Source organism: Thiococcus pfennigii (assembly GCF_016583835.1).
GTDB classification, from domain to species: Bacteria; Pseudomonadota; Gammaproteobacteria; order Chromatiales; family Chromatiaceae; genus Thiococcus; species Thiococcus pfennigii.
Window position 1 is genome coordinate 1 of the sequence record NZ_NRRW01000046.1, and the last position, 12627, is coordinate 12627.

The 12627-nt window shown below is 70.8% G+C and carries 11 protein-coding genes; 9 read left to right on the forward strand and 2 right to left on the reverse strand.

All coding sequences use genetic code 11. The features are described 5' to 3' along the window. Window positions 1-66: 66 nt before the first annotated feature. From puhA to CKO41_RS13595, 9 genes are all read left to right on the forward strand, one after another. Window positions 67-843: a photosynthetic reaction center subunit H gene (gene puhA, locus CKO41_RS13555; RefSeq protein ID WP_200382693.1), complete on the forward strand. Its 777-nt coding sequence runs from the start codon at window positions 67-69 to the stop codon at window positions 841-843. Next, a complete protein-coding gene (gene puhB / locus CKO41_RS13560; RefSeq protein ID WP_200382694.1) occupies window positions 840-1511 on the forward strand; it encodes a photosynthetic complex putative assembly protein PuhB in 672 nt (223 codons plus the stop codon). The genes puhA and puhB overlap by 4 nt, the downstream gene beginning before the upstream one ends. 13 nt (window positions 1512-1524) lie before the next feature. Next, entirely contained in the window at window positions 1525-2010 is a 486-nt protein-coding gene (gene puhC / locus CKO41_RS13565) for a photosynthetic complex assembly protein PuhC (protein ID WP_200253025.1), read from the forward strand. Between the two features lie 171 nt (window positions 2011-2181). After that, entirely contained in the window at window positions 2182-3090 is a 909-nt protein-coding gene (gene puhE, locus CKO41_RS13570) for a putative photosynthetic complex assembly protein PuhE (protein ID WP_242464327.1), read from the forward strand. Between the two features lie 288 nt (window positions 3091-3378). Then, window positions 3379-4410 carry a magnesium chelatase ATPase subunit I gene (gene bchI, locus CKO41_RS13575; RefSeq protein WP_200382695.1) on the forward strand — a complete coding sequence of 344 codons (1032 nt, stop codon included), beginning with the start codon at window positions 3379-3381 and terminating at the stop codon, window positions 4408-4410. Beyond that, window positions 4407-6197, forward strand: a complete 1791-nt coding sequence (locus CKO41_RS13580; RefSeq protein ID WP_200382696.1) for a magnesium chelatase subunit D — start codon at window positions 4407-4409, stop codon at window positions 6195-6197. Before bchI ends, CKO41_RS13580 begins: the two co-directional genes overlap by 4 nt. A 35-nt stretch (window positions 6198-6232) precedes the next feature. Then, window positions 6233-7132 carry an alpha/beta fold hydrolase BchO gene (gene bchO, locus CKO41_RS13585; RefSeq protein WP_200382697.1) on the forward strand — a complete coding sequence of 300 codons (900 nt, stop codon included), beginning with the start codon at window positions 6233-6235 and terminating at the stop codon, window positions 7130-7132. 259 nt (window positions 7133-7391) lie between these two features. Next, on the forward strand, window positions 7392-8921 hold the full coding sequence (locus tag CKO41_RS13590) for a phytoene desaturase (RefSeq protein WP_200382698.1): 1530 nt from the start codon (window positions 7392-7394) through the stop codon (window positions 8919-8921). Next, on the forward strand, window positions 8902-10032 hold the full coding sequence (locus tag CKO41_RS13595; RefSeq protein ID WP_200250994.1) for a phytoene/squalene synthase family protein: 1131 nt from the start codon (window positions 8902-8904) through the stop codon (window positions 10030-10032). The genes CKO41_RS13590 and CKO41_RS13595 overlap by 20 nt, the downstream gene beginning before the upstream one ends. A gap of 105 nt (window positions 10033-10137) precedes the next feature. Here the strand turns inward: CKO41_RS13595 and CKO41_RS13600 are convergent, their stop codons facing one another. Both CKO41_RS13600 and crtD read right to left on the reverse strand, forming a co-directional pair. Further along, on the reverse strand, window positions 10138-11010 hold the full coding sequence (locus CKO41_RS13600) for a carotenoid 1,2-hydratase family protein (RefSeq protein WP_200251052.1): 873 nt from the start codon (window positions 11008-11010) through the stop codon (window positions 10138-10140). Then, a complete protein-coding gene (gene crtD / locus CKO41_RS13605; RefSeq protein ID WP_200382699.1) occupies window positions 11007-12548 on the reverse strand; it encodes a 1-hydroxycarotenoid 3,4-desaturase CrtD in 1542 nt (513 codons plus the stop codon). Before crtD ends, CKO41_RS13600 begins: the two co-directional genes overlap by 4 nt. Window positions 12549-12627: the final 79 nt, after the last annotated feature.

Genomic DNA, 12627 nt, shown 5'->3' on the forward strand with positions numbered 1-12627 from the left:
GTCGTCGAAGCTTGGTCTGGCCGAATTCCCAGGCTAGTCCAATTTCTAACCTAGGGGGAACATGTTATGGATTATGTTGGTGATTTCACCACTCATGCCGACGTTGCCATCATCATACTGAAGACCTTCACGCTCTTTTTCCTGAGCCTGGTCTTCTACCTGCGTCGCGAGGACAAGCGCGAGGGCTATCCGCTGGTGCACAGCAACGGCCGGGTGATCCGGGGCTTCCCGCCCATGCCCAAGCCGAAGACCTACCTGCTGCCCCACGGGGCCGGCACGGTGACGACCCCGCGCGTGCGCGCGGAGCCGGAGGTGGTCAACGCCACCCCGATCGCTTCGGCCTTCGGCTCCCCGCAGGAGCCGATCGGCGACCCGATGCTGGCCGGTGTCGGCCCGGGCTCCTCGGCGATGCGCGAGGAGGTGCCGGACCTGACGCTCGAGGGTGAGCCGAAGATCGTGCCGATGCGCGTGGCCACCGAGTTCTCGATCCCGGCGCGCGATCCCGATCCGCGCGGCCTGCCGGTGGTGGGTGCCGACGGCGAGCAGGGCGGTACCGTGACCGACGTGTGGGTCGACCGTTCCGAGCCGCAGACCCGCTACCTGGAGGTCGAGGTGGCCGGTGGTCGCCGGGTGCTGCTGCCGACCCCGATGCTGCGCATCAAGGGCAAGGGCGAGAAGCGTCGCGTCATCGTCAGCTCGATCCTCGGCTCGCAGTTCGCCAATGTGCCGGGCACCGCGAACCCCGATCAGGTCACGCTGCGCGAAGAGGATCGCATCAGCGCCTACTACGCCTGCGGTCAGCTCTACGCCACGCCGTCGCGGCGCAAGGCGGTCTTTATATGAGTGACTTCGAGACCGAGCCTGTGCGCGGTCTCCCGGAGCTCCTCCCCAAGGGGGAGGAGGTCCTCTGGCAAGGTGCGCCCCATTGGGGCGCACTGGCCGTCCGCGTGTTTCAGGCCAGGAAGATGGCCATCTATTTCGCCTTGCTCTTCTTCTGGCGGATCGGCGTCTCGCTGTTCTCCGGTATGCCGGTCGATGAGGCGATCCAGGCGGCCCTGCCGGTCATCATGCTCAGTCTCGCCCCGGTCGGTTTCCTGGCGGGGATGGGTTGGCTCACCAGCTATGTGTCCGTCTATACGATCACGACGCGACGGGTCGTGATGCGCATCGGTATCGTCTTCTCGATCAACGTCAACATCCCATTCAAGACCATCACGTCGGCGGACCTCAGGACCTACCGCAAGGGCAACGGCGATATCTGGTTGACGCTCGCCCCGGCCGGCCAACGGGTTTCCTACGTGGCGCTCTGGCCCCATGTCCGTCCCTGGCGCTTCACGCCCGTCCAGCCGATGCTGCGTGGGGTGCCGAAGGCCGCCGAGGTCGCCGAGATCCTGGCCAACGCCCTGAAGACCTCGCTCGATGAGGACGAGGCGGCCAAGGGCAAGGAGGATGGCGCGGCGGTGGCCGAGAAAGAGACGCGTGCCATGCCGGCGACGAATGCCGGTCAGTGACCGAGGGGACATCGTGAGCGAGCAAGAGAAAGAACAGGAGAAGAGGGTACGCAGGGGGCCGCCGATCGCCTTCTTCATGATTCTCGCCGGCCTGATCGGTCTGGCCGTCTTCATCGTCTCGACCTCGGAGCGCATCACGCCCGAGGATCGGGCGGCGGCCCAGGAACCGTCGGCGCCCGTGGTCGCGAGCCTGGACGTGCGCTTCGTGATGCAAGAGGATGGCTCCGTGGGGGTCTACGACGCCACCACCGGCGAGCGCATCGATACCCTGTTGCCGGGGCACGACAAGTTCCTCCAGCAGCTGCTGGAGAAGTACGGCCGAGACCGAGAGAAGGTCGGCGTGGCGCCCGACGAGCCCTATCGGCTGATGCAACTCGCCGATGGGCGGGTCACCTTCAGGGACCTGGTCACCGGCAACAAGCTCGACAACGTGTGGGCCTTCGGCACAGAGAACGTCAAGCCCTTCCTGCGGCTCCTGCAGGAATCGGAAAGGCCCTGACGTGGGCGAGGCATCGCTGATGACCGCCTGCCCGTGCGGCGGCGCGGCCCGTGCGCCGCGTCGCCGGCCCGCGTCCTCGTCCGCCCCGACCGGGCCCGTGCGCGCCCCGCGCGACGCCGGGGCCCCGTTCCTCGTCGCCGGCCGCCGGCCGCGCTGAACCGATCCCGTTCGATGGCACTGTACGGTCTGGCGGTCCTCTATGCGCTGCTGGTGTGGTGGTTGAGCACCGGGGTGGTGCTCTACCTCAATCGGTTGCCGCGTCGCACCTACCGATGGAGCCTGCTCGGCGCGACGCTCCTGCTCGTCTTCTCGCTCAGCGCCCTCGTCGGGCACAGCGCGTCGGCCGAGGTCGGCGACGCCTACCTCGCGTTCACCTACGCGGTGCTCATCTGGGGCTGGCTGGAGATGACCTACTTCATGGGGTGGATCACCGGTCCGCACAAACACCCCTGTCCGGTCGGCTCGAGCAACTGGCAACGCTTCACCCTCGCCGTCCAGGTCAGCCTCTACCATGAACTGGTCGTCGTCGGCTTGGCCGCGCTGATCGTCTGGTTGACCTGGGGGCAGCCCAATCAGGTGGGCACCTGGACCTATCTGGTGCTCTGGTGGATGCGCTGGAGCGCGAAGCTCAATCTCTTCTTCGGGGTGCCGAACCTCAACGAGGACTGGCTGCCCGAGCACCTGCGGTTGCTGGTCAGTTTCATCAAGAAGAAGCCGATCAATCTTCTCTTCCCGCTCTCGGTGACGGTCGCCACGGTCGTCGTCGCGCTGTTGATGGAGCGGGCGCTGTCGACCGGGGTGTCCGATTTCTCGGCGGTCTCGTTGACGCTGATCGCGACGCTGCTCGCGCTCGGCATCCTCGAGCACTGGTTTCTGGTCCTACCGCTGGCCGACTCGGCCCTCTGGAAGTGGGCGCTGCGCGCCGACGCCGAGGAGTCGGTCGATCCCCCGGCAGAGACGGGCGACGACGGCGATGGGATCGAGCGTCTGGTGGCCGAGCGGTGCCCGCTCGGCGAACGCGGGGATCAGGCGCCGCCTGGCGGCGGGCGCCCACGCCCTGTCGTGCGATCTCCAACTTGACCGGGGTTCGGCGCGCGGCTAGTGTCCCGTGCGGGTCGTCGAGGCAGGGGCCCCGCGACCGGAGCGACCCGATAGGGTCGGGCGATTGGTGCGGTGTCGACTCGGGTCGTCGCCGGCATTCATACAACGAGCGATCTGGGCGGGCGATGAACGGCCTGCGTGTCGCGCGCCGGACTCGGCGCGGGCGGTTGCGCGTCGCCGAGGATGGCCACGGCGAGGCCGGCGGTGGGTGCGCCGGTCGCCCGCGGTGACGAGCCGCGGCGTCTCTAAACACTATATGGTTTGACTATGTCCGTCGTATTTCCCTTCTCGGCGATCGTCGGTCAGGACGAGATGAAGATGTCGATCCTGATCGCGGCGGTCGATCCATCGGTCGGTGGCGTCCTGGTCTTCGGCGATCGCGGCACCGGCAAGTCCACGGCGATCCGCGCGCTGGCCGCGCTGCTGCCGAAGATGCGCGCGGTCGTCGGCTGCGCGTACAACTGCGACCCCGAGGCGCCCGACAGCGGCCTGTGCGCGGCCTGTCGCGACGCGCGGGCCACTAAGGCGTCTCTGAAGAGCCATCAGACGCCCGTGCCCGTCGTCGATCTGCCGCTCGGGGCGACCGAGGACCGCGTCATCGGCGCGCTCGACCTCGAGAGCGCCCTGACGCGCGGCGAGAAGGCCTTCGAGCCCGGCCTGTTGGCGCGTGCACACCGGGGCTTCCTCTACATCGACGAGGCCAACCTCCTCGAGGACCATCTGGTCGACGCGCTGCTCGACGTGGCCGCCTCGGGGCAGAACGTCGTCGAGCGCGAGGGGCTCAGTGTCCGCCACCCGGCGCGCTTCGTCCTCGTCGGCAGCGGCAACCCGGAGGAGGGCGAGCTGCGCCCGCAGCTGCTCGACCGCTTCGGCCTGTCGGTCGAAGTGAAGACCCCGGAGGATCTTGAGACCCGCATGACGGTCGTGCGCCGGCGCGACGAGTTCGAGCGCGATCCGGAGGCCTTCGTCGCCAAGTGGAAGCGCAAGGATGGCAAGATCCGCCGCCAGCTCGAGTCGGCGAAGGCCAACCTGCGCGATGTCACCGTGCCCGATCCGACACTCGAGCGTGCCGCGCAGCTCTGCATGGCGCTGGGCACCGACGGCCTGCGCGGCGAGTTGACGCTGATCCGCGCCGCCCGCGCACTGGCGGCCCTGGAGGGTGACGACTCGGTCGGCGATACCCACTTGAAGCGCATCGCCGCGCCGGCGCTGCGCCACCGGCTGCGTCGCAATCCACTCGATGACGCCGGCTCGACGACGCGAGTCGAACGGGCCGTGGAGGAGCTCTTCGGGGCATGAGCGGCGGAGCTCCCGAGGTCTCGCGCTGGGACGACGCGGCCCTGGCGGCGACCCTCCTCGCGATCGACCCGATCGGGCTCGGCGGTGTCGCGCTGCGTGCGCTGGCCGGGCCGGTGCGCGAGCGTTGGCTCGAGCTGCTCCAGGAACTGCTGTCCGAGGGGACGGCCCTGCGGCGTATCCCCCTGCATGTCACGGACGGGCGCCTGCTTGGTGGGCTCGACCTGGCGGCCACGTTGCGCTCGGGGCGGCCCGTCGCCGAGCGCGGCCTGCTCGTCGAGGCCGATGGCGGTGTCGTGGTCCTGGCGATGGCCGAGCGCGTCTCGCCGACGACGGCGGCGCGTCTGACCGCGGCCCTGGATGTCGGCGAGGTGGTGCTCGAGCGCGACGGGTTGGCGTTGCGCACGCCGGCGCGCTTCGGCGTCGTCGCCCTCGACGAGGGCGTTGCCGACGACGAGCGCCTGCCGACGGCGCTGCTCGACCGCCTCGCGATCCCGCTCGATCTGACCGAGATCGCCCCGCGCGAGGCGGTCGGGTCCCTCTTCGATGCCGACGACGTAGTCGCGGCGCGCGCTCGGCTGGCGCAGGTGCAGGCCGGCGAGGCCGCGATCGAGTCGCTCTGCGCGGCCGCGGTGGCCCTGGGCATCGGCTCCCTGCGCGCCTCGCTGCACGGGCTGCGGGTCGCGCGGGCCGCTGCGGCACTGGCCGGTCGCGACGAGGTGACGGACGCCGACCTCGCGGTCGCCGGTCGTCTGGTGCTCGCGCCGCGGGCGACCGTCCTGCCGATGGCCGAGCCGCCGCCGGATCAGGAGGTGCCCGAGGACTCGCCGCCGCCGCCCGAGGACGAGCCGCCGTCCAATGAGGAGCAGTCCGAAGAGGAGACGACGATCGACGAGCAGACCCTGACGGATCTGGTCCTCGAGGCGGCCAAGGCGGCGATGCCGGCGCACCTGCTGGCTCAGCTCGCGATGGCCGGGCGCAGCCGCGGGCGCTCGCGCTCCAGCGGCAAGGCCGGGATGATCCAGCAGGGGTCTCTGCGCGGCCGCCCGGCCGGGGTGCGCCGCGGCGAGCCGCGGGCCGGGGCGCGGATGAATGTCGTCGAGACGCTGCGTGCGGCGGCCCCCTGGCAGCGGCTGCGCCGCGCCGAGTCGCAGGCCGAGGGCCGCGAGGGTCGGCCGCGCGTGGAGGTGCGTGCCGAGGACTTTCGCATCACCCGCTACAAGCAGCGCTCGGAGACGACGACCATCTTCGTCGTCGATGCCTCCGGCTCTTCCGCCCTGCATCGGCTCGCCGAGGCCAAGGGGGCCATCGAGTTGCTGCTCGCCGACTGCTATGTGCGTCGCGACCGGGTGGCACTGATCGCCTTTCGCGGCCGCGAGGCCGAACTCCTGCTGCCGCCGACCCGCTCGCTGGTGCGGGCCAAGCGCAGCCTCGCGGGGCTGCCCGGCGGGGGCGGCACGCCGCTCGCCGCCGGGCTCGATGCGGCGGTTGCCCTGGCCGACGGCGTGCGTCGGCGCGGTGGCACGCCGGTCCTGGTCCTGTTGACCGACGGGCGCGCCAACATCGCCCGCGACGGCACTGGCGGGCGGGCGCGGGCCGAGGAGGAGGCGATGGTCTCGGCCCGCCTCGTGCGCGCCGCCGAGTTGACGGCCCTGCTCGTCGATACCTCGCCGCGCCCGCAAGAGAAGGCCGCGCAACTGGCCGGCGAGATGGGCGCGACCTATCTGCCGCTGCCGTATGCCGATGCCAGCGTCGTCTCGCGCGCGGTCCAGGCGGCCGGGCAGGGCTGAAATGGGGATGATCGGCGGCTCGCCGCGGTGAGGCCGTGACGGGCCGGCTGGTCTGGGGGCGCGACGGCGGCGATTGGCCGAATCGCGAGCACAGCCGCTTCGTCTCGGCCGCCGGGCTGCGCTGGCACGTCCAGCGGATGGGGACCGGCCCGACCCTGGTGCTGGTCCACGGCACGGCCGCCTCGACGCACTCCTGGGGCGGGCTGATGCCCCACCTCGCCGAGCACTTCTCGCTCGTGGCGATGGACCTGCCCGGCCACGGCTTCAGTGGCCCGGCACCCGCCTATCGGCTGTCGCTGCCCGGGATGGCCCGTGCCCTCGACGGGCTGCTCGGGGTCCTCGGCGTGCGCCCGGCGGTGGTCGTCGGCCACTCGGCCGGGGCCGCGATCCTTGCCCGGATGTGCCTCGATGGTCGTCTGGCACCGCGCGCCCTGGTCAGCCTCAATGGGGCCTTCCTGCCCTTCGGCGGCCTCGCCGCGCACCTCTTCTCGCCCCTCGCCAAGCTCCTCGCCCGCACCGGCTGGATCCCCTGGTTGATCTCGCGCCAGGCCGCCCGGCCAGGGGCCATCGAACGGTTGGTCCGGGGCACTGGCTCGCACCTCGATGCCGACGGCATGGCCCGTTACCGGTCCCTGGTCTGCTCGCCCGGGCACGTCGCGGCGACCGTCGCGATGCTCGCCAACTGGGACCTGCGGGCGCTCGGGCGCGAGTTGGCGCAGCTCCCCGTCGAGCTCTACCTGGTCGCGGCCGCGGGCGACCGTGCCGTGCCGCCGCGCGAGGCGCGACGCATCGCCGCAGCGCTCGGGCCGCGCGCCCGGCTGGTGTCGTTGCCAGGCTATGGCCATCTGGCCCACGAGGAAGACCCGATCGAGGTGGCCGGGCGAATCCGCGAGATCGCCGCCCGCGTCGGCCTAGTGGGCACGGCAGGGCATTGACCGGGCGGGGTTGTCGCGCGCGGCCGCCGGGCGCAGACTGTCCACCCAGCGACGGTGGCGAGCCGACGGTCCGGCCGAAGATCGGCGAGGCCGCGCAGGTCGGGTCAGGCGCGCCGGCACGGGGTTGTCGACGGACGACGGGCTCGCGCGCGCCGTAACCCGGCATCGGCCTGAGGCGGACGGGCGGCGCGGTTGCCGATGTCGCGCGACTCGCTGCTATAATGTCAGATGTTCTTGACACCAGATTGAGAAACGAAAGTTGACAGACGCAGTGCCACAGGCGACCGCCAAGGGTCGCGATAGGGCGGCCCCGCACGCGGTCGTGATCGGGAGCGGCTTCGGCGGTCTGGCCGCGGCGGTGCGCCTGGGTGCCCGGGGCTATCGGGTGACGGTGCTTGAACGGCTCGACGCCCCCGGCGGGCGGGCCTACGTCTTCCGGCAGGATGGCTTCACCTTCGATGCCGGGCCGACCATCATCACGATGCCCTCGCTGCTCGAGGAGCTCTGGCAGCTGTGCGGCCGGCGCCTGGCCGACGACATCGAGCTGCGCCCGGTATCGCCCTTCTACCGCATCCGCTTCCACGACGGTGCCACCTTCGATACCTCGGGCGACGCCGAGGCGATGCGCCGCGAGATCGAACGCTTCTCGCCAGGCGACGTCGCCGGCTACGAGCGTTTTCTGAAGGTCAGCGAAGAGACCTACAAGATCGGCTTCGAGCAGCTCGCCCACGTACCGTTCGACTCCGTCATGGATATGGTGCGGATCGCGCCAGATCTGCTGCGCCTCCAGGGCCACCGCAGCATCTACGGCGTCGTCTCCAAGTATGTGAAGGACGACCGCCTGCGCTTCGCGCTGAGCTTCCACCCGCTGTTCGTCGGCGGCAATCCGTTCAACGTGACCGCGATCTACAGCATGATCGCCTTCCTCGAGCGGCGCTGGGGGGTGCACTTCGTGATGGGGGGCACCGGGCGGCTGGCCGAGGGCCTGGTCGACCTGATCGAGGGCCAGGGCGGGACGATCCGCTACGACGCGGAGGTCACCTCGATCCTCCTCGACGGCCGGCGCGCACGCGGGGTGCGGCTCGCCTCGGGCGAGGAGATCCCGGCCGATATCTTCGTCTCCAACGCCGACGTCGCCTGGACCTACAGCAAGCTACTGCCGCCGGAGGTGCGCCGGCGCTGGACGGACCGGCGCCTAGCCCGTTCGCGCTACTCGATGAGCCTGTTCGTCTGGTACTTCGGGACGGCGCGTCAGTACCCGGACGTGCCGCATCACTCGATCCTGGTCGGGCCGCGCTACCGCGAGCTCCTCGAGGATATCTTCAAGCGCAAGGTCCTGGCCCCCGATTTCAGCCTCTATGTGCATCGCCCGACGGCCACCGATCCAACCCTCGCCCCCCCCGGCTGCGACACCTTCTACGCCCTCTCGCCGGTGCCGCACATGGAGAGCGGGGTCGACTGGCGCGAGCAGGCCGAGCCCTATCGGCGCGCGATCGCGGCCCATCTGAGCGAGACGATCCTCCCGGGGCTCGAGGGGCAGGTCGTCAGTTCGCGGATGATCACGCCGCTCGATTTCCGCGACCGGCTCCTGTCGATGCACGGGGCGGCCTTCAGCCTCGAACCGGTACTTTGGCAAAGTGCCTGGTTCCGCCCCCATAATCGTAGTGAAGATGTTGAAGGACTCTATTTCGTCGGTGCGGGGACCCACCCCGGGGCCGGGGTGCCCGGCGTCATCTCCTCCGCGCGCGTCCTCGATACGGTGGTGCCAGATGCAAGAGACCAAGCTTGACAGCAATTTCGCGTCTTCAGCCGACCTGGCGGCCTGTCGCGCGACGCTACGCGACGGGTCACGTTCCTTCTACGCGGCCTCGTTTCTGCTGCCGCAGGAGGTCTGCGACGCGGCCGTCGCCCTCTATGCCTTCTGCCGGGTCGCCGACGACGCCGTCGACCTGAGCGACGAGCGCGACGCGGCCGTCGCCGACCTGCACGAGCGCCTCGAGCAGATCTACGCCGGCCGACCGCGGTCGATCCCCGCCGATCGGGCCTTCGCCGGCGTGGTGCGCCGCTACGGCATCCCGCGCGAGTTGCCCCAGGCCCTGATCGAGGGCTTCGAGTGGGACGCCGAGGGGCGCCGCTACGAAGACCTCTCGGGGGTCTATGCCTACTCGGCGCGGGTCGCCGCGACGGTCGGCGCGATGATGACGCTGCTGATGGGTGGGCGCTCGGCGGAGATCCTCTCGCGCGCCTGCGACCTGGGTGTGGCGATGCAGTTGACCAATATTGCCCGCGACGTCGGCGAGGATGCCCGCAACGGGCGGATCTACCTGCCGCTCGACTGGCTGCGCGAGGCTGGGCTGGACCCCGATGCCTGGCTTGCCGACCCGGTCTTCAACGAGGCGGTCGGTGCGGCCGTGCAGCGCCTGCTCCAAGCGGCCGACGTCCTCTACGAGCGCGCCGGGGTCGGGATCGCCCAACTGCCGCGCAGCTGCCGGGCCGGTATCCACGCGGCGCGCTTCCTCTACGCCGAGATCGGCCGCGAGGTCGAGCGCCAGGGGCTCGACTCGGTCTCCAGCCGCGCCGTGGTGCCGTTCACGCGCAAGGCCTCGCTGCTGACTCGCATTCTGATGGCGACGGCCGTGCCGGTGCGCAGCGCCGAGGTGGTCCCGCCGCTCGCGGAGACGCGTTTCCTCGTCGATGCGGTCACGGCCGCGCCGGCCCCGGCCCACTCCCCGAGCGCCTACATCCGCCCGTCGCGGCGCAGCCTCGACGAGCAGGTGGCCTGGGTCCTGGATCTCTTCCAGCGCCTCGAGGAGCGCGACCGCGAACGGGTCGCCTACATGCGCTCGATCGCCGTCATGGAGTGTACGGCGAGGGCCGCCTCGGCGGCGAATCGGCGGTAGTCAGCGGCGGCGCAGGCCGCCCGTCGCAGGCGTTCTCGGGCAAGGGGCGCCCCGATCGAATCGGGGCGCCCCTCGTCGTTTTGGTCTGGCCAGGGCGGACTCGCGTCAGCGCGCCAGGCGCGGCATCCGGAACGGGAGCAGCATCTGGACCCACCCCTGCCGGAAACGGTCGAGCGACAGGCTCTCGTGCACGGCCGTCGCCGGCTCGCCGAGGAGGTGGGTGGCGATGACCGAGCGGGCGTAGAAGGGCGTGTCCTCGAGGGTCTCGACGACGCGTGCCGGCTGACCGGTGTCGGCCTGGGTGGCGCGGGCGATGCGCCAGATCGAGGTCGTCGCCAGCGGGGCGGGCGGCGGGGGTTCGAAGGTCTCGACCTCGCCGTTGCCGGCGATGCGCAGCGCGAGCGACATCCGCCCGGCGTCGCGGCGCGTCACGTCATAGAGGATCGCCGCCCCGTCGCCGAGGCTGGCGCGCGACCAGTCCCAGCAGGCGAAGCCGTCTTCGAGCGCTTCGCTGCCCCAGTTGGTGTCGAAGTAGCCGGCGCCGCTCCAGCGCAGGTCGGGCTGCTCCATCGTCACCTCGACGCGCGAGGAGGGGGCGATCGGGCGCCAGTGGTGGCGGCCCTTGCCGTCGAGGCTGACCGGATGGTCGACGAGGGCGCGCGGGTGCAGTCGGATGCGCCCGCGCAGCCGCGACGGGATCGGGGCGGTGACCTCGTCGACGTCGATGGTCAGGGCCTCGCCGTCCCAGCGCAGTGCGCTCGGGCCGATCGCGAGTTCGCTCGTCGTGCGCCGCAGGGCTTTGCGGCCGCGTTCGGTCAGCGCCCAGCGCTTGCCCGAGGCGCCGTAGAGGGCGACGTTCACCGAGCAGAAGTGCTCGGGCTCGCCGCGCCCGCGGCGCCGCGCCCAGGCGTAGTAGGGCGAGAAGACGCTGCCGATGAAGGCGATCAGGGTCAGGCCGTGGCGGCCGTCGTCGCTCAGCGCGTCGACGTACCACCAAGCGTAACCGTCGCGCGGGACCGCCCCGTCGAAGCGAGGTCCTGGATAAGGGTCGCTGCCGCGAGCCGCCCCGAGATCGCCGCCATGGGTACGCCCGGCCCCGGGTGTGTGGTCCCCCCCGCCAGGTAGAGACCCGGTATCCGGCTGCGCGAGGCTGGCCGCGTGAACGAGGACCTCGACCCGTGGGCGGCGCGGCCATAGATCGCCCCACCGCTGCCCGGGAAGAGGCGGTGGAACTGGTCCGGCGTCGTCAGCACCGAGGCCTCCGGTCGGCGCTGGACCCGCAGGCCGAAGTGCTCCAGGCGGGAGAATGTACGTTCCTCGCATTGCTCGATCTCCGCTGCATCATAGGTATGGGTGTCGCCGTTGGCCGGGGCATAGGTGAGGCATTGCAGCCGCTCGGGTCCGTCGGGGCCGATCCCATCGTGGTCGTTGCGGTCCTGGGCGCAGATGTAGACCGTCGGCCCCTGCGGCAGCCGTTGCCGGTCGAAGACGTCCCGGAATTCCGCCGGGTAGTCGTCGGAATAGAAATAGGAGTGGCGCACCAGCGGGAAGCCCTCGGTGCGCGCCGTGATGGTCCAGGCCATCAGCGAGTGCGAGCGCTCGTCGGGGCGTGTCGGGGCGGTGGCGCGCCGGGCGTCCTCGCCGAGCAGGCCCGCGCCGAGGGCGGCGACGTCGCCGTTGAAGACGACGGCGTCGGCCGCCAGGCGCTCGCCGTCGGCCAGCACGACCGCCTGGGCGCGTCCGCCCGCGACCTCGATGCGTTGCGCCTCGCTCGCATAGCGCAGCGTTACGCCGCGCTCCTCGGCGAGGCGTGCCAGCGCGGCGGTGATTCGGTACATGCCGCCGTCGACGAGCCAGATGCCGTTCTGCTCGACCTGGGCCATCAGCATCAGGGTCGCCGGCGCGAGCAGCGGGGAGGCCCCGACATAGGTCGTGTAGCGGCCGAAGAGCTGGAGGAGGCGCGGGTCGCGGAAGTACTCCCCGAGCATCCGCCACATCGAGGTGTAGGGCTTGATCTCGAACAGGGCGCCGAGGCGCGCGAAGCCGATGCGCGAGACGAGCGACAGCGGGGTCGGCCGCGACGAGCGCAGGTAGGGGACCTCGAGGGTCTCGTAGACCCGTCGGGCATGGGCGCAGAAGGCGCGGAAGCGCTCGCCCTCCTGGGGCCCGGCGAGGCGGGCGATGGCCTCGGCGGAGCGCTCTTGGTCGGCGTAGAGGTCGAGCCACTGATCGGCGCCCCAGGCATGGCGGGCGAGGACCTCGGCCTTGCGCAGGGTCAGGTAATCGCCGAACGAGGCGCCGGCGTCGGCGAACAGCTCCTCGAAGACCCAGGTCATCGTGAAGAGGGTTGGGCCGCCGTCGATTCTTGTATCGGCGACCTCGACCTCACGCATCTTGCCGCCCGGCCCCTTGGCCTTCTCGACGACGGTGACCTCCATGCCTTGCCGGGCGAGATCGATGGCGGTGACGAGCCCGCCAACCCCGGCGCCGATAACCGTAACGCGCTTCGTGTTCACGCGGTCCTCCTCTTGGCTCGCTGTCATTGACTGGACTTTGGCGACTGTCTATCTTACGTGACATCGTCAGTGACAACCA

Coding starts and splice junctions, on each gene's coding strand:
- puhA (WP_200382693.1), top strand. CDS start 67: ATGGATTATGTTGGTGATTTCACCACTCATGCCGACGTTGCCATCATC.
- puhB (WP_200382694.1), top strand. CDS start 840: ATGAGTGACTTCGAGACCGAGCCTGTGCGCGGTCTCCCGGAGCTCCTC.
- CKO41_RS13580 (WP_200382696.1), top strand. CDS start 4,407: ATGAGCGGCGGAGCTCCCGAGGTCTCGCGCTGGGACGACGCGGCCCTG.
- puhE (WP_242464327.1), top strand. CDS start 2,182: ATGGCACTGTACGGTCTGGCGGTCCTCTATGCGCTGCTGGTGTGGTGG.
- bchI (WP_200382695.1), top strand. CDS start 3,379: ATGTCCGTCGTATTTCCCTTCTCGGCGATCGTCGGTCAGGACGAGATG.
- CKO41_RS13595 (WP_200250994.1), top strand. CDS start 8,902: ATGCAAGAGACCAAGCTTGACAGCAATTTCGCGTCTTCAGCCGACCTG.